The following is a 25232-nucleotide window of genomic DNA, read 5'->3' as shown; positions in this document are numbered from 1 at the left end:
AGCTTTCGACCGTCATCCGACATGTATCGCGCAGACGCTGCGCCCAGTTTCCACACCATGCCGAAACCGCCGAAGATTCCGCAATCCGTACTCGTCGTCATCCATACGCCCGCGCTCGAGGTGCTGCTGATCGAGCGCGCCGACCATGCCGGCTTCTGGCAATCGGTGACCGGTTCCAAAGATCAACTCGACGAAGCATTCGTCGACACCGCCGTGCGCGAAGTCGCCGAAGAGACCGGCATCGTGATCGGCGGCCGGCTCGTGCCGCAAAGCGCGTTGTTCGACTGGCAATATTCGATCGAATACGAGATTTACCCGGAGTTCCGGCATCGCTATGCCGAAGGCGTGATCCACAACACCGAGCACTGGTTCAGCGTGCAGGTGCCCGAGCAACTCAACGTGAGGCTGGCGCCGCGCGAGCACACCGCGTTTCTGTGGCTGCCTTATGAAGAAGCGGCGTCGCGCTGCTTTTCGTCGTCGAATGCGGATGCGATTCTGCAATTGCCGAAGCGGCTCGCCGGGCGTCACGCGACAGGTGCCGCGGCTGACGACGGCGAGCGTGACCAGTGAGCGTCGGCGGCGCGCGCCGTTTTGCCCGACTGCGGCAATCGCTGCTCGGCCGCCGTTACTGGCAGCGCTATCGCTTCACCAGCGGCAACGACGTCAAGCTGCTGCGTTCCGGCGATGAATTCTTCAGCGCGTTGGTCGCGCGCATCGATGCCGCGCAACACGACGTCGTGCTCGAAACCTACATCTTCTGTCATGACGACGCCGGCAAGGCGATCAGCGAGGCATTGCTGCGCGCGGCTTCGCGCGGTGTGAAGGTGCGCGTGATTACCGATGGCATCGGCACCGCGCGCCTGCCGATGTTCACCGAGTGGCCGTTGGCCGGCATCGACCATCGCATCTACAACCCGCATCTGTTCGGTCGCTTCGGCTTTTCGCGCACGCATCGCAAACTGGCCGTGATCGACGATCAGTTCGCCTATTGCGGCGGCATCAATATCGTCGACGACTACGAGAACGACGGCGAGCGGCTGCCTTACCGGCGCTGGGATTTCGCCGTCGAATTGCACGGACCGGTGGTCGCCGATGTGCGTCAGGCATTCGAGGTGCAATGGCGGCGGATCCGGCTCGGACACCGGCCGATCGAGTCGCTGGAGCCGGATCTCGGGCCGAAGACGAGCGCGTCGCTCGGCAGTTTGCGGCGTCGCCGCCGGCGGCGCAACGAAGCTTTGTGGGCAGGCGGCCAACCGTGCGTGGCGTTTGTCGCGCGCGACAACCTGATCAACCGTCGCGCTATCGAGAAGGCTTATCTGACCGCGATCGGTCAGGCGCGCAGCGAAGTGCTGCTGGCCAACCCGTACTTCATGCCCGGCCGCAAGCTGCGTCGCGCGCTGGTGTTGGCGGCGCGGCGCGGGGTCGACGTGAAGCTGATTATCGGGCGCAAGGAGTTCAAGGCGCTCGATTACGCGGTGCCCTTTCTGTATCGCGCGTTGCTGAAGGCCGGCGTGCAGATCGCCGAGTACGAGAAGACGCTGCTGCACGGCAAGGTCGCGGTGGTGGACTCGAACTGGGCGACGGTCGGTTCGTCGAACCTCGACGCGTTGAGCCTGATGCTCAACAACGAAGCCAACGTGGTGCTGGTGAACGATCCCGCGATCGACGCGTTGCGCGAAGCGATTCTCGTCGCGTTCAAGGACTCGCGGCGTATCGACGAGGCGCATTACGACGCGCGGCCGGCCGGCGAGCGGGTACTCAACTGGCTTGCTTATACGACGTATCGGGCAGTGATGAAGGTGTTGACGGTGGGTGGGTACGACTGAACCCGAACTTGAGCCCGAGCGTGCGTCTCCGCGACGCACGCATGGATGCATGCCCTCACGTATAACCCCGTGCGTTTCAGACCGATCCTAAAGACTCTCCGTGAAGCGGCAAACATAATCTGCGCTCGATAAAAATCGACCGGCCGGATGCATGACACGCGTCGCCGATCGATCGACCTTCTTCACGCCCAGCAGCCGGTTCGACTGCGCACTCACGGCAAGCGGACCGGCCGCGTCACGGAGACGCCATTGCCCACTTCGCCAGCTGCATCCTCTACCCCATCCGACGATCTTTCACGCCTTCACGACCACGCCGTGACGGCCTATCAAGCCGGCCGTTTCGACGAAGTCCAGGCGCTCGCCAATCGCATCCTCGAACACAACGCCGCACACGTCGGCGCGCTGCATCTGCGAGGCCTGCTTGCGCTTGCATCGGGTCACACAGAAGCCGCCCGCGCCTGGCTCGAACGCGCGATCCAGATTCACCCCGAACCGGTCTTCTACAACACGCTCTACGCGATCCAGCTCAGGCTAGGCGACATCGCCGGGGCGTTCGACAGTCTGCGCCACGGGCTTGCGATCGGGCCGAACTTCGCGGCCTTGCACTACAACCTCGCGTTGACGCTGCAGCATCACGACTGTCTCGACGAAGCCGCCGTCAGTTATCGCCGCACGCTCGAACTCGACCCGGACAACTCGGCCGCGCATAACAATCTCGGGCGTATTTGCGGCGACCTCGGTGCTTTGGACGAAGCCGAGCGACACTACCGCCGCGCGCTCGAATTGACGCCTGCGAATCTCATCGCGCGAAACAACCTGGCGATGGCTTTGCTGGCCACCGGCCGTTACGAAGAGGCGTGGCCGTATTTCGAAGACCGCTGGATCAGCTTCAGGCATGCCGACGGAACCCCGGCACGCGAGCCTGTGCAAGTGCCGCTGCCGCGATGGAGCGGCGAGGACCTGCGCCCTCGCATCGACAAGCCGATCAAACTGATCGCTCATGAAAGCCTGCTCGTCCTGGACGAACAGGGCTTCGGCGACAGCTTGCAGTTCGTCCGTTATTTGCCGCTGTTGCTTGAGCGGTTTTCCCTCGTCGGCTATGTCTGCCCGCCGGCATTGCGCCGTCTGTACGAGCAGTCTTTATGCTCCCGCTGGCCGGGCCTAACGCTGCTCGACGCCGTGCCGGCGGAGCTAAACGACTGGGATTGCTACTGTCCGCTGATGTCGCTGCCGATGGCGTTTCATACGCAAGTGAGCACGATCCCGGCCGAGTTGCCGTACCTGCGCGCCGATTCCAAACAGGCCGCCATCTGGCGCGCGCGACTGGAGGCGCTGCCAACCCGGCATCTACCGCGCGTGGGCATTGTGTGGGCGGGCGGTCATTCAGGCCTCGCCGTAGACCGTCTGCGCAGCCTCACCTTTGCGCAGATCGCGCCGCTGCTGGCGCTACCGCACATCCACTGGATCAGTCTGCAAAAGACAGACGACCCGTCCAAACGCGCCACGTCCACCTCGGCCGTCGGCGCAGGCCTGAACCCCAACCCGCTAACCGACTGGACCGCCGACCTCGCGGAGTTCGCCGACACCGCCGCCTTGATCGCCAACCTCGACCTCGTGATTTCAGTCGACACTTCAGTCGCCCATCTCGCCGCGGCCATGGACAAACCCGTCTGGCTTCTCAACCGTTTCGCGGGTTGCTGGCGCTGGCTCCAGGGCCGCGACGACAGTCCCTGGTACGCCGGCCTGCGCCTCTTCACCCAACCGCGTCGAGGCGACTGGGACGACGTTTTGACGCGGGTCGCCAGTGCCCTCCAGCAGCGCTTCCCGCACGCCGCCGCACCCCTCCAAAACCCGCACTGACTCGAATCCTTCTCGATTCCGGCCGACTTGCTGCATCATGTCGGCCGGCTGCGGCAATCGGAGAACGTGAGCACCTTCGCTAGCAACCTCGGTCTCAAGACAAAGGCCTGGCAAAGGCCTCTAAAAAATCTGATTCCTCTGATTGACGGATGCCGCAGAATTGGAACCTGGTTAGAAACCGGTTTCTAATAAAGTCCTTGTTTAGCGGGCGGCCGCCCACAATAATAGTACGGCCGTTCGATTTTATTTCGGTCACATTAGAACGGTAAAAAGCTATGCGAAAAGGCGAACAAACGCGAGCCGCGATTCTCGAAGCAGCACTCGATCTGGCAAGCCGCGACGGACTGGAAGGTCTGACGATCGGGCTGCTGGCCGAGCGCATGCAGATGAGCAAAAGCGGTGTGTTTGCGCATTTCGGGTCACGCGAGGATTTGCAGGTCGAAGTCGTGCGCGAATATCACCGTCGTTTCGAAGACGAGGTGTTCTTCCCGAGCTTGCGCGAGCCTCGTGGCTTGCCGCGCTTGCGCGCGATGATTTCCCGCTGGATCGAGAAGCGCATTCAGGAAGTCACGACCGGGTGCATCTACATCAGCGGCGCCGTCGAGTACGACGACCGCGCGGATAACCCGGTGCGTGAGCAACTGGTGTCGAGCGTGACGATCTGGCGTGCGGCACTCACGCGCGCAATTTCGCAGTCGATGGAAGAAGGGCATCTGCGTGCCGACACCGATCCGCAACTGATGCTGTTCGAACTGTATAGCTTCACGCTCGGTCTGCATCACGACGCACGCTTCCTGCACTTGCCGGACGCCGTGCGTCTCACGTGGGCCGCGCTGGAAAAATTGATTGTTTCGTATCAAAGCGAAAGCCGTTAGCAGAGCCGCCGAACCTCAAAAGATTCGCGGCGCAGAAAGTTCCGATCCACGGACTCCGCTAACAGCCTGGCTTCTTGTCAAACTTTGGAGAGAGTCATGGGACAGTACGCCGCGCCGCTGCGCGACATGCAATTCGTGTTGCACGAACTGCTTAACGTCGAAGCCGAAATCAAGCAGATGCCGAAGCACGCGGATCTCGATGTCGACACCATCAACGCGGTGCTCGAAGAGGCCGGCAAGTTCTGCTCCCAGGTGCTGTTCCCGCTCAATCACAGCGGCGACCAGGAAGGCTGCACGTACGTCGGCGACGGCGTGGTGACCACGCCGAAGGGTTTCAAGGAAGCGTACCAGCAGTACGTGGAAGCCGGCTGGCCCGCACTGGGCTGCGATCCGGAATACGGCGGCCAGGGTCTGCCGGCGTTCGTCAACAACGCGTTGTACGAGATGCTGAACTCGGCGAACCAGGCATGGACCATGTATCCGGGTCTGTCGCATGGCGCGTACGAATGTCTGCACGCGCACGGCACGCCTGAACTGCAAAAGACTTATCTGCCGAAGCTGGTCGCGGGCGTCTGGACCGGCACGATGTGTCTGACCGAACCGCATTGCGGCACCGACCTCGGCATTCTGCGCACCAAGGCCGAACCGAACAGCGACGGCTCGTACGCGATCAGCGGCACCAAGATTTTCATCTCCAGCGGCGAACACGATCTCGCGGAGAACATCGTTCATCTGGTGCTGGCGCGTCTGCCGGGCGCACCGAACGGCACCAAGGGTATTTCGCTGTTTATCGTGCCGAAGTTCCTGCCGAACGAAGCCGGTGAGCCGGGCGCGCGCAACGGCGTGAAGTGCGGTTCCATCGAACACAAGATGGGCATTCACGGCAACGCCACCTGCGTGATCAATCTCGACAACGCGCAGGGCTGGCTGGTCGGCGAGCCGAACAAGGGCTTGAACGCCATGTTCGTGATGATGAACGCCGCGCGCCTCGGCGTCGGCATGCAGAGTCTCGGCCTGACCGAAATCGGCTATCAGAACTCGCTGACGTACGCGAAAGAGCGTCTGCAGATGCGTTCGCTGACCGGCCCGAAAGCGCCGGAAAAAGCTGCCGATCCGATCATCGTGCATCCGGACGTGCGCCGCATGCTGCTCACGCAGAAGGCCTACGCCGAAGCCGCGCGTGCGTTCTCGTACTGGTCCGCGCTGCATATCGACAAGGAACTGTCGCACGCCGACGAAGCCGCGCGTAAAGACGCGGCCGACCTCGTCGCGCTGCTCACGCCGATCCTGAAGGCGTTCCTGTCGGACAACGCGTTCGAGAGCACCAACCACGCCATGCAGATTTACGGCGGCCACGGCTTCATCGCCGAGTGGGGCATGGAGCAGTACGTGCGCGACGCGCGTATCAACATGATCTACGAAGGCACCAACGCGATTCAGGCGCTCGACCTGCTCGGCCGCAAGATTCTCGGCGACATGGGCGCGAAGATGAAGAAGTTCGGCAAGCTGGTGTCGGAGTTCGTCGAAGCCGAAGGCATCAAGCCGGAAATGCAGGAGTTCATCAACCCGCTCGCCGATATCGGCGACAAGGTGCAGAAGCTGACGATGGAAATCGGCATGAAGGCCATGCAGAACCCGGACGAAGTCGGCGCCGCCGCCGTGCCGTATCTGCGTACCGTCGGCCACCTGGTGTTCTCGTACTTCTGGGCCCGCATGGCACGTGTCGCACTCGATAAGGAAGCGTCGGGCGATCCGTTCTACAAGGCCAAGCTCGCCACCGCGCGTTTCTACTTCGCGAAGCTGCTGCCGGAAACGGCCATGACGATCCGTCAGGCGCGCGCCGGTTCGAAGTCGATGATGGACGTCGACGAAGCGCTGTTCTAAAGCCACCTCACGACAGGCGCCGCGCGTAACGCGAGCGGCGCCTGTGTCAGCCACACATCCCATCGCGAAGCGTCCATCGAAGCTTCGCGACATCCGCATAACTCCCCGGAGGAACGACGTGAGCAATCTGATCATTCGCAAGGTAGCCGTGCTCGGCGCCGGCGTGATGGGCGCGCAGATCGCCGCGCACCTGATCAACGCCAAGGTGCCCGTGCTGCTGTTCGACCTGCCCGCTAAGGAAGGCCCGAAGAACGCGATCGCGCTGAAGGCGATCGAGAATCTGAAGAAGCTGTCGCCGGCGCCGTTCGGCGTGAAGGACGACGCGCAATACATCCAGCCGGCCAATTACGACGACGATATCGAGAAGCTCGCCGAATGCGACCTCGTGATCGAAGCGATCGCCGAACGGATGGACTGGAAGCACGACCTGTACAAGAAGGTCGCGCCGCACCTCGCACCGAACGCGATTTTCGCGACCAACACGTCGGGTCTGTCGATCACGTCGTTGTCGGAAGGTTTCCCGGATGAACTGAAGGCGCGCTTCTGCGGCGTGCACTTCTTCAATCCGCCGCGCTACATGCACCTGGTCGAACTGATCCCGACCGCGACGACGCGTCCGGAAATTCTCGATCAGCTCGAATCGTTCCTGACGAGCGTGGTCGGCAAGGGCGTCGTGCGCGCGAAGGACACGCCGAACTTCATCGCCAACCGCGTCGGTATTTTCTCGATCCTCGCGGTCGTGACCGAAGCCGCGAAATTCGGCCTGCGTTTCGACGAAGTGGACGATCTGACCGGCGCGCGTCTGGGCCGTGCGAAGTCCGCGACGTTCCGCACCGCCGACGTGGTCGGTCTGGACACGATGGCGCACGTCATCAAGACGATGCAGGACACGCTGAAGGACGACCCGTTCTTCCCGGTCTACGAAACGCCGGCTGTGCTGGCCGAACTGGTGAAGAAGGGCGCGCTCGGTCAGAAGACCGGCGCCGGTTTCTACAAGAAAGAAGGCAAGGCGATCAAGGTGCTCGACCCGAAGACGGGCGAGTACGTGGACGGCGGCGCGAAGGCGGACGAACTGGTCAGCCGTATTCTGAAGCGCCCGGCGGCTGAGCGTCTGAAGCTGCTGCGTGAGTCGGAGCATCCGCAGGCGCAGTTCCTGTGGGCGATTTTCCGCGACGTGTATCACTACATCGGCGTGCATCTGGAATCGATCGCCGACAACGCGCGCGACGTCGATCTGGCGATCCGTTGGGGATTCGGCTGGAACGAAGGTCCGTTCGAAGGCTGGCAGACGGCCGGCTGGAAGCAGGTCGCCGAATGGGTGCAGGAAGATATCGCGGCAGGCAAGGCGCTGTCGAACGTGCCGCTGCCGTCGTGGGTGCTCGAAGGCCCGGTTGCTGACAAGGGCGGCGTGCATACGAACGAAGGTTCGTGGTCGCCGGCTTCGCAGACGTTCGTACCGCGTTCCTCGCTGGGCGTGTACGACAAGCAGGTGTTCCGTGCACCGCTGGTCGGCGAAACCTCGGCCGATCCGAAGACCTACGGCAAGACGCTGTTCGAAACGGACGCCGTGCGCGCCTGGGTCGACGATCGCGCTGGCGAGAACGACGTGTTGATCGTGTCGTTCAAGAGCAAGATGAACACGATCGGACCGTCGGTGATCGACGGTTTGACGCAGGCTATCGAACTCGCCGAAAAGGACTACAAGGGGCTGGTGGTGTGGCAGCCCACGTCGCTGAAGCTCGGCACGCCGGGTGGCCCGTTCTCCGCCGGCGCCAACCTCGAAGAAGCGATGCCCGCGTTCATGATGGGCGGCGCGAAGGGTATCGAGCCGTTCGTCAAGAAATTCCAGCAGGGCATGCTGCGCGTGAAGTACGCGAGCGTGCCGGTCATCTCGGCCGTGTCGGGCATCGCGCTCGGTGGCGGTTGCGAGCTGGCGCTGCACAGCGCGAAGCGGGTTGCGCATATCGAAAGTTATTTCGGTCTGGTGGAAGTCGGTGTCGGTCTCGTGCCGGCCGGCGGCGGCCTGAAGGAAGCGGCGCTGCGCGCGGCGGAAGCGGCGACGCAAGCCGGCGCGACCAACGACCTGCTGAAGTTCGTGCAGAAGTCGTTCGAAAACGCGGCGATGGCGAAGGTCTCGGCGTCCGCGCTCGACGCCCGCGCCATGGGTTACCTGAAGCCGTCCGACACGATCGTCTTCAACGTGTTCGAACTGCTCGATATCGCGAAGAAGGAAGCGCGCGCGCTGTCCGTGGCGGGTTACCGTCCGCCGCTGCGGGTTACGCAGGTGCCGGTGGCTGGCCGCTCGGCGATCGCGACCATCAAGGCTTCGCTCGTCAATATGCGCGACGGCCGCTTCATCAGCGAGCACGACTACCTGATCGCGAGCCGCATCGCTGAAGCGGTGTGCGGCGGCGATGTCGAAGCCGGCAGCCTCGTCGACGAAGAATGGCTGCTGCAACTCGAGCGTCGCGCGTTTGTCGACCTGCTCGGTACGCAGAAGACGCAGGAACGGATCATGGGCATGCTGCAAACCGGCAAGCCGGTTCGTAACTAAGCGGCAAACACGTGTATGGGGTGGGAGCAGACGCCAAAGCGCCGACTTCCACCGACAATGGAGCTAAAAATGTCAAAGCAATTGCAAGACGCATACATCGTCGCCGCGAGCCGCACGCCGATCGGCAAGGCGCCGCGCGGGATGTTCAAGAACACGCGCCCGGACGAACTGCTGGTTCACGCGATCCGGTCGGCCGTGGCGCAAGTGCCCGGCCTCGATACCAAAGTGATTGAAGACGCAATCATCGGCTGCGCGATTCCGGAAGCGGAACAAGGCCTGAACGTCGCGCGAATGGGCGCACTGCTGGCCGGCCTGCCGAACTCGGTCGGCGGCGTCACGGTGAACCGTTTCTGCGCGTCGGGCCTGACCGCGCTGGCCATGGCGGCGGACCGCATCCGCGTGGGTGAATCCGACGCGATGATCGCCGGCGGCTGCGAATCGATGAGCATGGTGCCGATGATGGGCAACAAGCCGTCCATGTCGCCGCACATCTTCGATCGTAGCGAAGACTTCGGCATTGCGTACGGCATGGGCCTGACGGCCGAGAAAGTCGCCGAACGCTGGAAGATCAGCCGCGAAGCGCAAGACGCGTTCTCGGTCGAATCGCACCGCCGCGCGATCGCCGCGCAGCAGTCCGGCGAGTTCAACGACGAAATCGCCGCGTACACGATTACCGAGCGTTTCCCCGATCTCGCCACCGGTGAAGTGAAGGTGAAGACGCGCGAAGTGTCGCTCGACGAAGGTCCGCGCGCGGAGACGACGCTGGAAGGCCTCGCCAAGCTGCGCACGGTGTTCGCGAACAAGGGTTCGGTCACGGCAGGCAACAGCTCGCAGACGTCGGACGGCGCGGGCGCGTTGATCGTCGTGTCGGAAAAGATGCTGAAGGAATTCAATCTGACGCCGCTCGCGCGCTTCGTCAGCTTCGCCGTGCGCGGCGTGCCGCCGGAAATCATGGGCATCGGTCCGAAGGAAGCGATTCCGGCCGCGCTGAAGGCGGCCGGCCTGAAGATCGACGACATCGACTGGATCGAGCTGAACGAAGCGTTCGCCGCGCAATCGCTGGCGGTGATTCAGGACCTCGGCCTGGATCCGTCGAAGATCAACCCGCTCGGCGGCGCGATCGCTCTCGGCCACCCGCTGGGCGCGACGGGCGCGATTCGTGCGTCGACGGTGGTGCATGGTCTGCGCCGCCGCAACTACAAGTACGGCATGGTGACGATGTGCGTCGGCACCGGCATGGGCGCTGCGGGCATCATCGAGCGTCTGTAAACCGGATAACGCCGGCGACCCCGGTGTTTGTACAGGTCCCCATGGGCACCCCTTAAGGACCGCGGAACGGTTCGCAGGCCGGCTGGCTTGCGAACCGTTTCCACATTCTCAGCAGGATCACGAGGAGAACAAGGAGATGACAATGGATATTCTGGTCGAGCGTGCCGACGGCGTGCTGACGATTGCCTTCAACCGGCCCGACAAGAAAAACGCGATCACGGCCGCGATGTATCAGACCATGGCCGACGCGCTGGTCGACGCGCAAGGCGACACCTCGGTGCGCGCGATTCTGATTCGCGGCAGCGCGAATATTTTCAGCGCCGGCAACGATCTCGAAGACTTCATGAAGACGCCGCCGATGGGCGAAGACGCGCCGGTGTTCCAGTTCCTGCGCGCGATCAGCTCGGCGGAGAAGCCGGTGGTGGCGTCGGTGGCGGGTCCGGCCGTGGGCATTGGGACGACGCTGCTGCTGCATTGCGATCTGGTTTATGCCGCCGATTCGGCCAGCTTTTCGCTGCCGTTCGCGCAACTCGGGCTGTGCCCGGAAGCGGCGTCGAGCTTGCTGCTGCAGCGCGTGGGCGGTTATCAGGCGGCGGCGGAAAAGCTGCTGCTCGGCGAAGCGTTCGACGTGACCGAAGCGCAACGCATGGGCTTTGTGAATCGCGTGTTGCCGGCGAGTGAAGTGGATGCGTTCGCTGCTGCGCAGGCTGCGAAGCTGGCGGCGTTGCCGGCTTCGTCACTGCGCGTGACGAAGAGCTTGATGAAGCGCGCGAGCCAGCAGGAATTGCAGACGCAGATGTCGGAAGAAGCCGTGCATTTCGGCAAGATGCTGCTCGCGCCGGAAGCGCGCGAAGCGTTCAAGGCGTTCTTCGAGAAGCGCAAGCCGGATTTCCGGGCGTTTCCGTAAGCGTTGTTGCAACGCGGGGACGGCGACGCGCATAAAAGCGCCATCGCCTAACCCGCGCGCGTTATTCCGCGATCGAAAAACGTGCCGGACGCTTATGCGGCGCCGCCGGCCGTTTCACGCGCGCCGTTGCGCCGCGAATGAAAAGAATCGCGCAAAAGGCGACCATCGCCCAGATGCAGAGAATTACGGTCAAAGCACTCATTTCAGTTCTCGGAGTTGCGACATTGCCGCGATACGGCGATACATTCCGCCTGGCCTTCCGGCTGCTCAATGTGTCGTAGGTTGGTCCGTGCCGTCGAGCAGAAGCTGGTCGATCAGGCTGGTAGAGATGGCGAGCTGCCGTTCGAGCGATGCCCGCGCCGCTTCCGCCGCCGCCGCATCGCCGCGCGCCACGGCCTGATGCGTCAGCGTGGCGAGCTGCAATACTTTCCCGGAGGAGCGGTGCAGGCCGTCCATCATGTCGGCATCGATACCCGACGGAAGCATCTGTTCGGACGTGAGCAGCTCGGGCAGATCAAGACCGAACGGACGATTTTTGGCGTGACGGGATGACATTTTCTGGCGGCTCTCTCGATTGGCACGATGCTAGTGTGAGCCGATCGGAGCGCGTGTAATTCGCCGAAAAGAGGCCAGATTTGAAGTCAATCCCGTGGTGTGGGATGCCGATGCATGTCGGCGCTCAACCCGGCGCTCAACCCGGCGCCGGCTGCAACGTGTCGTAATCGACGTAGCTCGTCTCGCGGCAGAAGCTAACCAGCCGCACGCCGGCCTTGCGTGCAATCGCAATGGCTAGCGACGACGGCGCCGAGATCGTCGCGACCATCGGCACATCGACGCGCGCCGCCTTGCGCACCAGCTCGTAGCTGGCGCGGCTCGACAGGAACACAAAACCCTCTTTCGTATCGACGCGATCCAGCACGAGCTGGCCGATCAGCTTGTCGAGCGCGTTATGACGGCCGACGTCCTCGAACGCGTAACGGATCGCGCCTGCCGCATCGCACCATGCGGCGGCGTGCAGGCCGCCGGTCAGCCGCGTCAGCGCCTGGTGTGCGGGCAGGTCGTGGGCGGCGCGGGCGATCGCGTCCGGGGCGAGCCGTTGCAGAAAGCCGGTGTCGGGCACCCGTTCCGGGTTCAGATCCAGCAGATCGATGCTTTCGATTCCGCAGACGCCGCAGCCGGTGCGCCCGGCGAGCGCGCGGCGCTTTTCCTTCAGCGCGACGAACGCCTGCTGCACCACCTGCAATTGCACTTCGGCATGCGGCAATTCGCCGTCGTCGTGCAGTTCGACTTCGATGTCGTGAATGTCGCTGCCGCGCGCCACGATGCCTTCCGAAATCGCGAAACCGACCGCGAACGCTTCCAGATCGCGCGGCGTACACATCATCACCGCGTGCGAAATACCGTTGAAGACGAGCGCGACCGGCCATTCCTGACCGACATGATCGGTGACGGTTTCCACCGCCGCGCCGCGATGCCGATGCACCTGACGCTCCACCGCGCCCGGTTGTCCGGCTGTTTCCAGTTCGTTCAAGCTCACTTGCTCCTCTACCTTGCCGCGTGCCGCTCTCGTGCCGTCACCGCGCGAATAAGGTTCTAAAATACCCCAAGCCGGGCTTGCATGTTGCCCGCTATCCACGAGGACACTGTCATGGGACTCAACGAAGCACCGCTTCTGTTCAACTTCGAGGTCGAGTCTTCGGAGAATTTCACGTTCATCCCGATGTCGGTTCGCTTCAACCTCGACCGTTTCGGCTTGCGTATCACGCTGGCGCAGTGGCAAATGCTGCCGCTCGAAGACCGCAAGCTGCTGGCGCGTTTTCCGGTCGACGACGACACGGAAATCGAACCGAATTTCGACCATGCGCTGTTCGAAATGCTGCGCACTCACGCCAATGTCGAGCCGGAGTGGTTCACGCCCGAGGAAACGCCGCTCTGGCGCCGCACCGACAGCGTGCCGGAAGGCGTCACGCACCAGGCGGGATTAGCCGGTCTGACCGCGCCGAGCGTGGCGCGTTGGGCCGAGCTCGATCCGTTCAAGCGTTACGTGCTCGCCAAGCTGTCGCGCAAACCGGAGGCCAACCACGACTTCGTGCCGGCCATGAAGGAATTTGGAGGGGGCGCCTAGCTGGCGGCGCGAAGTTGAGGGCGCCTGACCAGTGCACCTGACCGAAAACGCCGCGCCAGAACACGTCTGGCCGAAACCGCCTAACCGGCCGCGCCCGGATCCCACCGCGTGCCCGAAGTTGCCTATTTTTTCACCCACACCCTCAACCCGCTCCGAACCCTGCCGTTATCCATGGGTTGGCGTGTAAAAAAACTCGCATCGATGCGGCCTGACGCACCGAAAGCGACCGCGCGCTCCCGCCCTCGGAACGATCTGACGTTCGGAATCCATGAATTCTTTTTTATCGAAGCGGCTGCTGATCAATCTGGCAGTCGTCGCTGCCGCGGTCGGCGCGAACGCGTTCGTCGCTTATTCGCAGATTTGCGGTCAGCGCGATGCCGACGCGCGCATGCTGCGTTCGACCAGCGTGCGCGAGAACCTCGACGCCTACCAGACGGCGCTCGACGGTGGTCTTGCCACGCTCGGCCGCTTCGAGGCGACGGGGGAATCGGCGCCGGTCAGCGCGGCCAGCACGACGCGGGCGACGCTCGCCGCCCTTGAGCGCGACCTGCACAGCGAACTGGCCGGCGAACCGGCCATGCTCGACAAGCTGGCGAGACTGAGCGCCGACAGCCACGCGCTGCAACACGACATCGACGATGCGCTGTTGAAGAGCGCCAGCGCCGAGCCGAACGCGTCGCGTGCGTGGGCCGCGTCGACCTATACGCATCTCGGACTCGGGCTCGATCGCGTGGAAGCCGGTCTCGCGGCATTGCGCAGCGAGGAAAGCCACGCGCTGCAGACGTCGCTCTCGGCATCGGCCAGCGAAACCCAGCGCGCCATATTCCTGCTGATCGTCACCATGCTGGCCGGCAGCGCGCTGCTGATCTTCACCTTTGGCGCCCGCGAAAGCAGCGCCCGCGAAAAACTGCGCACCGTGCGTGCGCTCGGCCGCAACGACGAGCGTTTTCGCGGTCTGTTCGACGATCATCCGGTGCCGATGTACATCTTCGATCGCGAAACCATGCGGTTTCTCGCCGTCAATGCGGCCGCGATCCAGCAATACGGCTACGCCGAGAGCGAATTTCTCGGCATGACGATTCGCGCGATCCGGCCGAACGCGGAAATTGCGCGGCTCGAATCGCATCTGCAGCGCAGCGAAATGGCGCCGCGCGGCCGCACGATGGCCGGCATCTGGCATCACCGGCGCAAGGATGGGTCGACGATCAGCGCCGACATCTCGTATCACGCGCTGAACTTCATGGGCCGCGCCGCGTTTTTCGTGCTGGCCGACGACGTCACCGACCAGATCAACGCCGAAGCCGAAGCGCAGCGTTCGAACCAGATGCTCGAAGCGGTGATCGACAACATTCCGCAGCGCATTTTCTGGAAGGACCTGGAGTCGCGCTATCTCGGCTGCAATATGGCGTTCGCGCGCGACGCCGGGCTCGCCTATCCCGAGCAGGTAGTCGGTAAGAGCGACACCGACCTGCCGTGGCGCGCGTTCGCCGACCTGCTCAACGATCACGATAAGGAAGTGGTGAGCACGGGCGTGCCGAAGATGAGTTTCGAAGTCGATCTGGTGATCGACGGCGTGCATCGCACCACGGTCACGAGCAAGCTGCCGTTCACCGACGGCGACGGCCGCGTGATCGGCGTGCTCGGTTCGTACACCGACATCACCGAACGCAAGCGCGCCGATCTTGCGCTGCGCCTGCAAAGCCGTGCGCTCGACGCGAGCGTCAACGCGATTCTGATCACCGCGCCGTCGCCGACGGGCAATCTGATCGAATACGTGAACCCGGCGTTCATGCGTATCACCGGCTACGATCCCGCCGAAGTGATCGGCCACGATTGCCGCGTGCTCCAGCGCGACGACCGCGATCAGGAAGGCGTGGCGCTGATCCGTCAGGCGCTCGGCGCAAATCGCGAAGTCAGTGCGGTGGTGCGCAACTATCGCAAGGACGGCGCGCTGTTCTGGAATCAACTCTTCATCGCCCCAGTGCCGAATACGGACGGCGTGATCACGCATCACATCGGCGTGATCAACGACGTGACCGATCTGATGCGCTACCAGGAACAGCTCGAATACCAGGCCAACTACGACAGCCTGACGCGCCTGCCGAACCGTAATCTACTGCGCGACCGCCTGCAGCATGCGCTAATCGTCGCGCAGCGGCAGCAAAAGGGCGTGGCGGTCGTGTTCATCGATCTGGACGGCTTCAAGAACGTCAACGACAGTCTCGGCCACAGCGTCGGCGACCGGCTGTTGAGCGTGGTCGCCGAGCGGCTCGCGCGCTGCACGCGCACCAGCGACACGGTGGCGCGCCACGGCGGCGACGAGTTCGTGATCGTGATGACCGACACCGTCGACGAACAATCGCTGATTGCGTGGATGGAACGCGTGCGCTTGTCGATTTCCGAGCCGGTGTGGCTCGACGGCACCGAGCTTTACGTGGGTTGCAGCATGGGCGCGAGCCTGTTCCCGCAAGACGGTGAAGACGCTGAAACACTGATGAAGAAGGCCGATCTCGCGATGTATCGCGCAAAGGACATGGGCCGCAACACCTTCCAGTTCTATCAGCCGGAGATGAACGCGAGCGCCGGTGCGCGTCTGAATCTGGAGCGGCGTCTGCGGCGCGCGCTGCGCGACAACGAATTTCTGCTGCACTACCAGCCGCAGGTGGACATTAGCAGCGGGCAGATCGTCGGCACCGAGGCACTGGTGCGCTGGCGCGATCCGGAGGTGGGGCTGGTGCCGCCGTCGTCGTTCATTCCGCTTGCGGAAGAGAGTGGGCTGATCGGGCCGCTGTCCGAGTGGGTATTGCGCGAGGCGTGCCGCCAGAACAAGGCCTGGCAGGACGAAGGCTTGCCACCGACGCGGGTGTCGGTGAATCTGTCGGCGCGGGTGTTCCAGCAGCGCGATATCGCGAAGCTGGTGATGCAGGTGCTGGCCGAAACCGGTCTGGAGCCGCAATACCTCGAACTCGAACTGACCGAGAGCACGATCATGCGCAACGCCGAAGAAGCGGTGTTGATGTTGAATGAACTGCACGCGCTCGGCATTGGGCTTGCCATCGACGACTTCGGCACCGGCTATTCGAGTCTCAGCTATCTGAAGCGTTTTCCGGTGGACCGCTTGAAGATCGACCGCTCGTTCGTCTCCGACATCGGCGTGTCGGCCGATGACGAGACGATCACGTCGGCGATCATCGCGCTCGCCCATTCGCTGAAGTTGCAGGTGATCGCCGAGGGCGTGGAAACGTCGGCGCAACTCGACTTCCTGCGCGAGCGCGAGTGCGACGAAATGCAGGGGTTCTACTTCGCGAAGCCGATGGGAACGGAAGCGATCGCCAAATTGCTGCAGGGCGGGGCGCAGCGGGAACTGGCGACGGTTTGAGGCGCCGTTGCGCTAAGTGGTACGCGCGCGGGGTTGCGGATCGTCGGGCGCGACATTCGCCGGCATGCGCTCGGCCATGAAGTCGATAAACGCGCGCAGCCGCGGCGGCACGCTCGGTCCGTCCGGCCACACGATGTTCAGGTCGATCGCCCGGCCGACGTAGTCGTCGAGCACCTTGCAGAGCAGGCCGTCGCGCAGCGCTTGCCGCACCGAAAAATCCGGCACGCAGGCAATGCCCAGACCGCGCATCGCGAAACACGTGCGCGTCTCGATGTTGTTGCACACCATCGAAATCGGTAGCGTCACTTCGCGCTCGCCCGGCTCGCGGCGCAGCGGCCAGATTTCGAGCTTGCCGCTGTTCGGATAACGGTAGTGCAGACAGATATGGTTGGCGAGGTCGGCCGGTCGAAGCGGCTTGCCGTGCGCGGCGAAATAAGCCGGCGCACCGACCAGCGCCACACCGAACGAACCGATCTGGCGAGCGGCCAGCCGCGAATCGGCCAGTGTGCCGGTACGAACGACGACGTCGAAGCCTTCGTCGATCACGTCGACCACGCGGTCGGTGAAGTCCAGATCGAGTTCGATCTCCGGGTACGCCGCCATGAAATCGGCGAGCACCGGCAGCACCAGCGAGCCGACCAGCGGCAGACTCACGCGCAAACGGCCACGTGGTGCGCCGGCGCTTTGCGACAGTTCCAGTTGGGCGGCGTCGATTTCGGCGAGGATACGCCGGCAGCGTTCGAGGAACTGGATGCCGTCGGTCGTGAGCGTGATGCTGCGCGTGCTGCGATGAAAAAGCCGCACGCCAAGCTGTTCTTCGAGACGGCCGATGCGTTTGCCCACCGCCGACGCCGATACGCCGAGCAGCCGCCCGGCGGTGACGAAACTGCGTGTTTCCGCGACCTGCACGAATACCACGAACCCGCCGAGACTTTCCACCATTGCCTCCCATTCCGGACATTCCTGTCCGCAGAGTGAGGAACTGTATCCCAGTTTTTCTCCGCTGACCGGCTTCGTATGATGGTTGCGTCCCCATTCAACGGAGCCGTCATGCAGCATGCAATCGAGGCAGTGAGCCGATCCAGTTATTCCGCCGCGCTGTCGTCGCGAGTCGACGCGGTGCTGGACGCCGCGCTGGCGTCGCGGCGATTGGTGGGCGGTGTCGTGCTGGTCGCGCTGCATGGCGAGACGGTCTATCGCCGTGCAGCGGGTCTGGCCGATCGTGAGCGTGCTCAGCCGATGCGCGACGACACGCTGTTCCGGCTCGCCTCCGTGTCGAAGCCGATCGTCTCGACCGCGGCGATGGTGCTGGTCGCCCAGCAGCGTCTCGGACTCGACGATATCGTCGCGCGTCATCTGCCCGAATTCACGCCGCGCGGACCGGACGGCGCGGCGGCGACCATCACCGTGCGGCAGTTGCTGACGCATACCGCCGGTCTCGGCTACCGCTTTCTCGAGGCCGATTCGCACGGCCCGTACGCGCTCGCGGGTGTGTCGGACGGGATGGATTGCTCGGGCGTCACGCTCGCCGAGAATCTGCGCCGGATCGCCGGCGTGCCGTTGCTGTTCGCGCCGGGTCAGTCGTGGACGTATTCGTTGGCCATCGACGTGCTAGGCGCGGTGATCGAGCGTGTGACCGGTTGGCCGTTGGAGCGGGCGGTGCGCGAGTTGGTGACGGCGCCGCTCGCGATGCACGACACGGCGTTTCACGCGCTCGACGAGGCGCGACTCGCGACGCCGTACGTGAACGACACGCCAGAGCCGCGACGGATGCGCGACCAGGATCGCGTCACACCGTTCGAAGGCGCGGTGGGTATCGACTTCGAACCGGCGCGCGCGCTCGATCGGACGGCGTTTCTGTCAGGCGGCGCGGGTATGGTGGGCTGCGCGGACGACGTGCTGCGCCTGCTCGACACATTGCGCGGTGGCGGAGCGCCCTTGTTGCCGCGCGCGCTCGTCGACGAGATGGGCCGTAATCAGACCGGGTCGATGGGACCACCCGATGCGCCGGGGTATGGCTTCGGTCTCGGCTTTTCAGTACTACGCGATCCGCTCGCCGCGAATTCGCCGGAGTCGCCCGGTACCTGGCGTTGGGGCGGCGCGTACGGCCATTCCTGGTTCGTCGACCGGGCGCGTGGGTTGAGTGTCGTCGCGCTCACCAACACGTTGTACGAAGGGATGTCGGGTGCATTCGTCAGCGCGTTGCGCGACGCGGTCTACGGCGTCGGTGCGGCGCCTCTTCAGACGGCGAGCCGGGCATGAGCGAATTCGACTCGACGCGGTCCGGTGGCGCACCGCGGCCAGCCCGAGCGGCCGGACGTTTGCCGCTTTCCGGTTTGCTCGCGCTCGCCACCGCCGGCTTCATCACCATCCTGACCGAGGCGTTACCCGCCGGCCTGTTACGTGAAATGAGCGCGGATCTCGGGGTATCGGCCGCGCTGATCGGCCAGTTGGTCACCGTGTACGCGGCCGGCTCGCTGCTGTCGGCGATTCCGCTCGCCATCGCAACGCGGGGCTGGCGTCGTCGTCCGTTGCTGCTGACGGCCATCGCGGGATTCATCGTGGTCAACACGGTGACGACGCTCTCGACGCACTACACGCTCACGCTGATTGCGCGCTTCTTTGCCGGCGTGTCGGCGGGGCTCGTGTGGGCGCTGCTGGCGGGGCATGCGGCGCGTATGGCGCCGGCGCATCTGCAAGGTCGGGCGATCGCGCTGGCGATGACTGGCGCGCCGCTCGCGTTGTCGCTCGGTATCCCGCTCGGTACGCTGCTGGGCGCCTCGATCGGCTGGCGTTATACGTTCGGCGCGATGACGGTGGCGACGCTCGGCCTGCTCGTCTGGGTGCGCTGGCAAGTGCCTGATTTCGCCGGTCAGCCGGCGGCGCGCCGCACGACGTTGCGTGGCGTGCTGGCCTCGCCGGGGCTGAAGTCGGTGCTCGCCGTGATGTTCGCTTATGTGCTCGCGCACAACCTGCTCTATACGTACATTTCGCCGTTCCTTGCCTTCGCCGGCTTGCAGCAGCGTGTAGACGTCGTGCTGTTCGTGTTCGGCGCGGCCGCGTTGGCGAGCATCGCGATAGTCGGCGTGCTGGTGGACGCGCATCTGCGGCGGCTCACCCTGATCAGCGTCGTGCTGTTCGCGGCCGCCGTCGTGCTGCTGGGCGTCGCGAGTGAGACGCGGAGCGCGGTTTATACCGGGGTGGCCGTCTGGGGATTAGCGTTCGGCGGCGCCGCGACGCTATTTCAAACCGCCTCCGCGCGGGCCGCGGGCAACGGCGCCGATGTCGCGCAATCGATGATCGTCACCGTCTGGAATCTGGCGATCGCCGGCGGCGGCGCGTTGGGCGGCATGGCGATCGATCGCTACGGCCCGATCGCGCTGCCATGGGTCGCCGCCGCGTTGCTGATCGGGACGTTGTTATGGATCGGTGTCGCGGCTCGGCGCAGGCGTCGCGTACCAGCGGGCGGCACAACAGGTGGCGCAGCGGGTGGCACAACGGGTGGCACAGCAACGGCTTCGTGTCTCGGCGCGTGCAGTGAACCGTGAAGGCGTGCGTCGACCGTCACGGTGAGCTGGGCGTGAGTTGAGTCTTACACCGGCGGCGTGCTCACGAACACCGGCGAGAGCTCCGCCAACGCGGAAAACGCCTTTAGATGCGGATACGCATCTTCGCTGACGATCTCCGGCAGCATCATCTGCGTGAAGCGCCACGCAACCGCCACGGTGATATCCGCCGCGTCGAAGCGATCGGATTCGGTGGGCGGCGGCGTGGTGGCGAGATCCTTTTCGAGCGCGGCGTAAGCAGCGAGCAACTGCGAGCGCACGCGCTCGATCCACGGCTCGTGCTGTTTCTCCACTGGCCGCAGATTGCGCTCGTAGACGATCTGCACGGTCTTTTCGCTGGCGGCCAGCGCAAGGCCGGTGAGGTGGGCGGCGCGCAACGCGTCGTCCGGCCGCGACGGGAACAACCGCTGTTCCGCTCCGGCGAGCGTCGCTGCGTACTGAAGAATCGCCGTCGAGTCCATCACCACCTGGCCGTTATCGGCGATCAGCGTCGGCGCTTTGACGACCGGGTTGATCTTCGCGAACTGGTCGTAGGTGCTGAACACCGAAATCGATTCGTGTTCGAACTCGATCTTCAGCAATTTGAGGCAGATGGCGACCCGGCGCACGTAAGGCGAGTCGAGCATACCGATCAGTTTCATCTCATTCCCGTTAGAAGTTCTTTCATGGGCGTCCGAGGCGGCCGCGCTGGGCTAGTTTCAATGCCCGCGCAGATCAAGGCGCATCCAGTCGATAGATTAAGCATCTCCGCTCGCCAAAAAAAGCGACATTAATCGACGGTTTACGTCAGAATTTCTTACATGAAACCAATCCCGCCCTTAACCGCGCTGCGCTGCTTCGAAGCGGTCGCCCGTTTGGGCGGCGTCACCCAGGCCGCGCGCGAATTGCATGTCACGCACTCGGCGGTGAGCCAGCAGATCAAGGTGCTCGAGGACAGCATGGGCCTCGCGTTGTTTATTCGCGAGGCGCGCGGGCTGCGGCTGACCGAAGTGGGGCGTCTCTACGCGCTCGAAATCCGCACCGCGCTGCGCGACATCACGCACGCCACGCGTCGCGCGCAGGCGCGTCCGCAGGAAAGCGAACTGGTGATCGCGACCTTGCCGTCGTTCGCGCAGCATTGGCTCGTGCCGCGTCTCGCGAGTTTCCGCGCGGCGCATCCGTACTATCGGGTTCGTTTGCTGACGAGTCTGCAAGTCGAGGATTTGCGCCAGGGCGCGTGCGATGTCGGCATTCGAATGGGCCAGGGGCATTGGCCCGACGTCGCGCAGCAGAAGCTGTTCGACGACGAGATCGTCGCGGTCGCGGCGCCGCATTTCGCGCTCGCGCCGAACGGGCGCTTTCCGGTCACGGCCGAAGACGTGATGGCCTGTCCGCTGATCTCCAGCCCCGACACGCCTTGGACCGACTGGTGCCGCGCGGCCCAGGTCGCGGAGCCCGCGGACGAAGCGGTGGTGTTGTCGGCGAACGATTCGAACATCGTGATCGGCGCCGTGCTGATGGGGCAGGGCATCGCGCTCGAACGGCGCAGCCTGGTCGGCCATGCGCTGGCACGCGGCGAGCTCGTGCAGATCACCGGCATCCGCGTGCCCTATCGTTATCCCTACTGGCTCGTGTGGCAGCAACGCGAAATGCTCAATGCCCGGCAGGCCCATTTCGCGCAATGGATCGAAGGACAGGTCGACGTTTATCTGCGCGGCAACGGTTCCGCCTGAACCTCGATTCGCGTGCGTCAGCCCCGTGCTGTTGCGTGGAAACCGTTTTGCGGACGGGTTTCGGTCGGCTATATTCGGAGTTCCCAACTTAAGCTGCGTTGGGAACCGCGAAGCATCGATTCACGTGGCGTTGCGCCCACTCGTTGTCGCTGCTCGTACAAAGTCATGGGCGTTGCGCCGTCGTACAGATTGCCAATTCGACTGGAGAGAGAACAATGACGTCTTCACCTGCAAAGAAACTGAGTGTGTTGCTGGCATCGGTGGTACTGAGTGTGGCGTGCGCCGCACCGGCGTTCGCGCAAAGTGGCGGCAGCGGTGGCGCGGCGGGCGACGATTCGGATGCGGCCAAGCCCGTGGCCGCGTCGAAAGCGACCACCACGAAGGCCCAGCGCAAGGCCGCGCGCAAGCAGGCGCGTGCCAAGAAAAACGCCGAGTTGAAGAATCTGGAAGCCAACGGCTATAACCCGTCGCGCAACGATCCGAACTATCCGACCGACCTTCAGAACGCGCAGAAGAAGGCGGCTGCCGCAGCGGCGGCGAGCCAGTAAGCGGCCTCGGGGCGCGGTGGTTTTTCAGTAAAGCAGTAACGCGGTAAAGCGGAATGCAAACGGGGCGCCCAGGCGCCTCGTTTTCGTTCAGGTCCGCTGTTTAGCAGCGCGCGCAGCAGCGCGTGTTTATTCCCTCACCGGCAACGCCCGCGGACGGCGGTCGCTGTCAGTCGCGACGTAGGTCAGGAGCGCCTCGGTCACCTTCACGACTTCTTCGGTCAAGCTCATGCGCTGCGCGTAAACCTCGACCGACACCGTCACCGACGTGTTGCCCGTCTTGACGATATCCGCGTAAAAGCTCAACAGATCGCCGACGAAGACCGGCTGCTTGAACACGAACGAATTGACCGCGATGGTCGCCACTCTGCCGTTGGCGCGGCGGCTCGCCGGAATCGAGCCGGCAATGTCCACTTGCGCCATGATCCAGCCGCCGAACACGTCGCCGTGAACGTTCGCGTCCGACGGTTGCGGCACGACGCGCAGCGCGCAGGACTTTTGCGGGAGTTGAAGGAGATCGGTCATTGGGACACTCTTGAGAAACGGATGGGCCAGGTCGAGTGGACCGGCGGCGACGGTGTTCAGGGGGCAATCGATCCGGCGCTTCGTGGAAGCACGGCCCAGCTGCGTGGCCAACGGATGACCGGCGGCCGGACTGCCCATGGAAAGCGGCGCCAGCCGGCTTCTGCGACAATATAAAGATCAGGAATTGTACGGGAAAGCGCCCAGCCGGGTCGCGCGACAAAAAGCAGTGTGCCGATCGATCGGCCTGCTGCGGTCGGCGCGCCGCTGCGAACTCCGGCCGTTCCATCCTCTCCCCAAGCCGACCTCCATGCGCCGCACGCCCTCGTCCGAACCCTCGCCGATCTCCACCCTGCCGCGCAACGACTGGCAGACCATTCTGTCGCTGCTGCCTTATCTCGCCACCTACAAATGGCGTGTCGCTTTCGCGCTGAGCTGCCTGATCGGCGCGAAAGTCGCCAACCTCGGCGTGCCGATCGTGATGAAGCGGATCGTCGACAGCCTCGCGTCGGTGCAGCATCTCACCGCGCTCGGCCGCGCGCATGATTCGCCGGCTATCGTGCTGCTGGGCGGCGTCGGTTTGCTGGTGGTCGCGTATGCGGTGGTGCGGCTGTCCACGTCGCTATTTACCGAGCTGCGCGAGATTCTGTTCGCGAAGGTGACCGAGAGCGCGGTGCGGCAACTGGCGTTGAAAGTGTTCCGCCATCTGCACGCGCTGTCGCTGCGCTTCCATCTCGACCGGCAGACCGGCGGCATGTCGCGCGATATCGAACGCGGCACGCGCGGCATCACGCAACTGATCTCGTATTCGCTGTACAGCATTCTGCCGACGCTCGTCGAGGTTGGCCTCGTGCTCGGCTTTTTCGTCGTCAAATACGAGTGGTATTACGCGGTGGTCACGTTTATCGCGCTGGCCACGTACATCGTTTTCACGGTGAAGGTCACCGAGTGGCGCACGCATTTTCGCCGCACGATGAATGACCTCGATTCGAAGGCGAACTCGCGCGCGATCGATTCGCTGCTCAACTACGAGACCGTGAAGTACTTCGGCAACGAAGAGTGGGAAGCGAGCCGTTACGACGAAAACCTCAAGCGCTATCGCACGGCCGCGATCAAATCGCAGCGTTCGCTGTCGGCGCTGAATTTCGGCCAGCAGGCGATCATCGGCACGGGGCTCGTGTTCATTCTGTGGCGCGCCACGCAAGGCGTGATGGCGGGAAAGCTCACGCTCGGCGATCTGGTGCTGATCAACACGTTCATGTTGCAGCTTTATATTCCGCTGAATTTTCTCGGCGTGGTGTATCGGGAATTGAAGCAGAGCCTTACCGACATGGACCGCATGTTCACGCTGCTCGGCGCCGCGCAGGAAGTGCCCGATGTTGAAGGCGCGCCCGCGCTGCAGGTGAGCGGCGCGCAGGTGCGCTTCGAGCGCGTGAACTTTGCGTATGAACCGGCGCGGCAGATTCTGCACGACGTGAGTTTCACGATTCCGGCGGGTACCACGACCGCGGTGGTGGGGCATAGCGGCTCGGGTAAATCGACGCTCGCGCGGCTGATGTTCCGCTTCTACGATCTGGACCGCGCGGCGGGCGGCGCGATCACTATCGACGGTCAGGATATTCGCGATGTCACGCAGGATTCACTGCGGGCGTCGATCGGGATCGTGCCGCAGGATACGGTGCTGTTCAACGATTCGATCTACTACAACATCGCGTATGGTCGGCCTTCTGCTACGCGCGAAGAAGTGATCGCGGCGGCGCGCGCGGCGCATATTCACGACTTCATCGAAGGACTGCCGAAGGGCTATGAAACGCCGGTCGGCGAGCGTGGCTTGAAGCTCTCGGGTGGCGAAAAGCAGCGCGTGGCGATTGCGCGGACCATTCTGAAGAATCCGCCGATCCTGCTGTTCGACGAAGCGACCTCCGCGCTCGATTCGCGCTCCGAACGCGCGATTCAGCACGAGCTCGATCAGATTGCCCGCGAGCGCACGACGCTGATCATCGCGCATCGGCTGTCGACGGTGGTGCACGCGCAGCAGATCATCGTGATGGACAAAGGACGGATCGTAGAGCGCGGCACGCACGCGGAATTACTGCGCGCGAACGGCTTGTTCGCGCAGATGTGGGCGTTGCAGCAGCAGCGCGTGGCGCAAGCGCCGGAAGCGGTCGACGCGGTGGGAGCGGGCGAGAGCTGAGCGGCGCGGAGGCG

The 25232-nt window shown here is 63.9% G+C and carries 20 protein-coding genes; 15 read left to right on the top strand and 5 right to left on the bottom strand.

Annotated elements, in window-relative coordinates:
• Positions 1-57 precede the first annotated feature (57 nt).
• From nudB to HWY05_RS25680, 8 genes are all read left to right on the top strand, one after another.
• A complete protein-coding gene (gene nudB, locus HWY05_RS25715; RefSeq protein ID WP_035553451.1) occupies positions 58-570 on the top strand; it encodes a dihydroneopterin triphosphate diphosphatase in 513 nt (170 codons plus the stop codon).
• Positions 567-1826, top strand: coding sequence for a cardiolipin synthase ClsB (gene clsB, locus HWY05_RS25710; RefSeq protein WP_176060032.1), 1260 nt, complete (start codon positions 567-569; stop codon positions 1824-1826). The genes nudB and clsB overlap by 4 nt, the downstream gene beginning before the upstream one ends.
• Before the next feature lie 315 nt (positions 1827-2141).
• On the top strand, positions 2142-3686 hold the full coding sequence (locus HWY05_RS25705; RefSeq protein ID WP_244146691.1) for a tetratricopeptide repeat protein: 1545 nt from the start codon (positions 2142-2144) through the stop codon (positions 3684-3686).
• A 275-nt stretch (positions 3687-3961) separates the two neighbouring features.
• Complete coding sequence (locus tag HWY05_RS25700) at positions 3962-4561, top strand: TetR/AcrR family transcriptional regulator (RefSeq protein WP_035553448.1); 600 nt, start codon at positions 3962-3964, stop codon at positions 4559-4561.
• Between the two features lie 96 nt (positions 4562-4657).
• A complete protein-coding gene (locus HWY05_RS25695) occupies positions 4658-6445 on the top strand; it encodes an acyl-CoA dehydrogenase C-terminal domain-containing protein (protein WP_176060030.1) in 1788 nt (595 codons plus the stop codon).
• A gap of 118 nt (positions 6446-6563) precedes the next feature.
• A complete protein-coding gene (locus tag HWY05_RS25690; RefSeq protein ID WP_176060029.1) occupies positions 6564-8999 on the top strand; it encodes a 3-hydroxyacyl-CoA dehydrogenase/enoyl-CoA hydratase family protein in 2436 nt (811 codons plus the stop codon).
• A 69-nt stretch (positions 9000-9068) separates the two neighbouring features.
• Positions 9069-10268, top strand: a complete 1200-nt coding sequence (locus HWY05_RS25685; RefSeq protein ID WP_035553443.1) for an acetyl-CoA C-acyltransferase — start codon at positions 9069-9071, stop codon at positions 10266-10268.
• 136 nt (positions 10269-10404) lie between these two features.
• On the top strand, positions 10405-11175 hold the full coding sequence (locus tag HWY05_RS25680) for an enoyl-CoA hydratase (RefSeq protein ID WP_176060028.1): 771 nt from the start codon (positions 10405-10407) through the stop codon (positions 11173-11175).
• A gap of 267 nt (positions 11176-11442) precedes the next feature.
• On the opposite strand, the gene HWY05_RS25675 is transcribed toward HWY05_RS25680, so the two are convergent.
• Both HWY05_RS25675 and fdhD read right to left on the bottom strand, forming a co-directional pair.
• Positions 11443-11730 carry a hypothetical protein gene (locus tag HWY05_RS25675; protein WP_035553439.1) on the bottom strand — a complete coding sequence of 96 codons (288 nt, stop codon included), beginning with the start codon at positions 11728-11730 and terminating at the stop codon, positions 11443-11445.
• Positions 11731-11866: 136 nt separating this feature from the next.
• Entirely contained in the window at positions 11867-12706 is an 840-nt protein-coding gene (gene fdhD / locus HWY05_RS25670; RefSeq protein WP_035562436.1) for a formate dehydrogenase accessory sulfurtransferase FdhD, read from the bottom strand.
• Between the two features lie 117 nt (positions 12707-12823).
• Between fdhD and HWY05_RS25665 the strand changes: the two genes are divergently transcribed.
• Positions 12824-13300, top strand: coding sequence for a nitrate reductase associated protein (locus tag HWY05_RS25665; protein ID WP_176060027.1), 477 nt, complete (start codon positions 12824-12826; stop codon positions 13298-13300).
• Positions 13301-13568: 268 nt separating this feature from the next.
• Positions 13569-16679 (top strand): EAL domain-containing protein, encoded by a 3111-nt coding sequence (locus HWY05_RS25660; protein ID WP_176060026.1) that lies wholly within the window; start codon positions 13569-13571, stop codon positions 16677-16679.
• A 12-nt stretch (positions 16680-16691) separates the two neighbouring features.
• Here the strand turns inward: HWY05_RS25660 and HWY05_RS25655 are convergent, their stop codons facing one another.
• On the bottom strand, positions 16692-17618 hold the full coding sequence (locus HWY05_RS25655; RefSeq protein WP_176060049.1) for a LysR family transcriptional regulator: 927 nt from the start codon (positions 17616-17618) through the stop codon (positions 16692-16694).
• 111 nt (positions 17619-17729) lie between these two features.
• Here HWY05_RS25655 and HWY05_RS25650 point away from each other — a divergent pair, with 111 nt between their 5' ends.
• The gene (locus HWY05_RS25650; protein ID WP_176060025.1) at positions 17730-18941 is read left to right on the top strand and encodes a serine hydrolase domain-containing protein; all 1212 of its coding nucleotides are present in this window, start codon (positions 17730-17732) and stop codon (positions 18939-18941) included.
• Positions 18938-20227, top strand: coding sequence for an MFS transporter (locus HWY05_RS25645; protein WP_063771787.1), 1290 nt, complete (start codon positions 18938-18940; stop codon positions 20225-20227). Before HWY05_RS25650 ends, HWY05_RS25645 begins: the two co-directional genes overlap by 4 nt.
• A 44-nt stretch (positions 20228-20271) precedes the next feature.
• Here HWY05_RS25645 and HWY05_RS25640 read toward each other — a convergent pair whose 3' ends face one another.
• Positions 20272-20886, bottom strand: coding sequence for a glutathione S-transferase (locus HWY05_RS25640; protein ID WP_176060024.1), 615 nt, complete (start codon positions 20884-20886; stop codon positions 20272-20274).
• A 159-nt stretch (positions 20887-21045) separates the two neighbouring features.
• On the opposite strand from HWY05_RS25640, the gene HWY05_RS25635 reads away from it, so the two are divergent.
• Positions 21046-21957 (top strand): LysR substrate-binding domain-containing protein, encoded by a 912-nt coding sequence (locus HWY05_RS25635; RefSeq protein ID WP_035553428.1) that lies wholly within the window; start codon positions 21046-21048, stop codon positions 21955-21957.
• A gap of 215 nt (positions 21958-22172) precedes the next feature.
• Positions 22173-22505, top strand: coding sequence for a DUF4148 domain-containing protein (locus HWY05_RS25630; RefSeq protein ID WP_035553425.1), 333 nt, complete (start codon positions 22173-22175; stop codon positions 22503-22505).
• Between the two features lie 126 nt (positions 22506-22631).
• On the opposite strand, the gene HWY05_RS25625 is transcribed toward HWY05_RS25630, so the two are convergent.
• Entirely contained in the window at positions 22632-23027 is a 396-nt protein-coding gene (locus tag HWY05_RS25625) for an acyl-CoA thioesterase (protein ID WP_035553423.1), read from the bottom strand.
• A gap of 307 nt (positions 23028-23334) precedes the next feature.
• On the opposite strand from HWY05_RS25625, the gene HWY05_RS25620 reads away from it, so the two are divergent.
• The gene (locus HWY05_RS25620) at positions 23335-25218 is read left to right on the top strand and encodes an ABC transporter ATP-binding protein/permease (protein ID WP_176060023.1); all 1884 of its coding nucleotides are present in this window, start codon (positions 23335-23337) and stop codon (positions 25216-25218) included.
• The last annotated feature ends 14 nt before the right edge of the window (positions 25219-25232 follow it).

Source organism: Paraburkholderia sp. BCC1876 (assembly GCF_902833695.1).
Lineage (GTDB): Bacteria > Pseudomonadota > Gammaproteobacteria > Burkholderiales > Burkholderiaceae > Paraburkholderia.
This window is presented reverse-complemented; position numbering and strand designations above follow the sequence as displayed.

Coding starts and splice junctions, on each gene's coding strand:
- HWY05_RS25665 (WP_176060027.1), top strand. CDS start 12,824: ATGGGACTCAACGAAGCACCGCTTCTGTTCAACTTCGAGGTCGAGTCT.
- HWY05_RS25650 (WP_176060025.1), top strand. CDS start 17,730: ATGCAGCATGCAATCGAGGCAGTGAGCCGATCCAGTTATTCCGCCGCG.
- nudB (WP_035553451.1), top strand. CDS start 58: ATGCCGAAACCGCCGAAGATTCCGCAATCCGTACTCGTCGTCATCCAT.
- HWY05_RS25675 (WP_035553439.1), bottom strand. CDS start 11,730: ATGTCATCCCGTCACGCCAAAAATCGTCCGTTCGGTCTTGATCTGCCC.
- HWY05_RS25695 (WP_176060030.1), top strand. CDS start 4,658: ATGGGACAGTACGCCGCGCCGCTGCGCGACATGCAATTCGTGTTGCAC.
- HWY05_RS25635 (WP_035553428.1), top strand. CDS start 21,046: ATGAAACCAATCCCGCCCTTAACCGCGCTGCGCTGCTTCGAAGCGGTC.
- HWY05_RS25660 (WP_176060026.1), top strand. CDS start 13,569: ATGAATTCTTTTTTATCGAAGCGGCTGCTGATCAATCTGGCAGTCGTC.
- HWY05_RS25685 (WP_035553443.1), top strand. CDS start 9,069: ATGTCAAAGCAATTGCAAGACGCATACATCGTCGCCGCGAGCCGCACG.
- HWY05_RS25680 (WP_176060028.1), top strand. CDS start 10,405: ATGACAATGGATATTCTGGTCGAGCGTGCCGACGGCGTGCTGACGATT.
- HWY05_RS25620 (WP_176060023.1), top strand. CDS start 23,335: ATGCGCCGCACGCCCTCGTCCGAACCCTCGCCGATCTCCACCCTGCCG.
- HWY05_RS25645 (WP_063771787.1), top strand. CDS start 18,938: ATGAGCGAATTCGACTCGACGCGGTCCGGTGGCGCACCGCGGCCAGCC.
- HWY05_RS25640 (WP_176060024.1), bottom strand. CDS start 20,886: ATGAAACTGATCGGTATGCTCGACTCGCCTTACGTGCGCCGGGTCGCC.
- HWY05_RS25625 (WP_035553423.1), bottom strand. CDS start 23,027: ATGACCGATCTCCTTCAACTCCCGCAAAAGTCCTGCGCGCTGCGCGTC.
- HWY05_RS25630 (WP_035553425.1), top strand. CDS start 22,173: ATGACGTCTTCACCTGCAAAGAAACTGAGTGTGTTGCTGGCATCGGTG.
- HWY05_RS25700 (WP_035553448.1), top strand. CDS start 3,962: ATGCGAAAAGGCGAACAAACGCGAGCCGCGATTCTCGAAGCAGCACTC.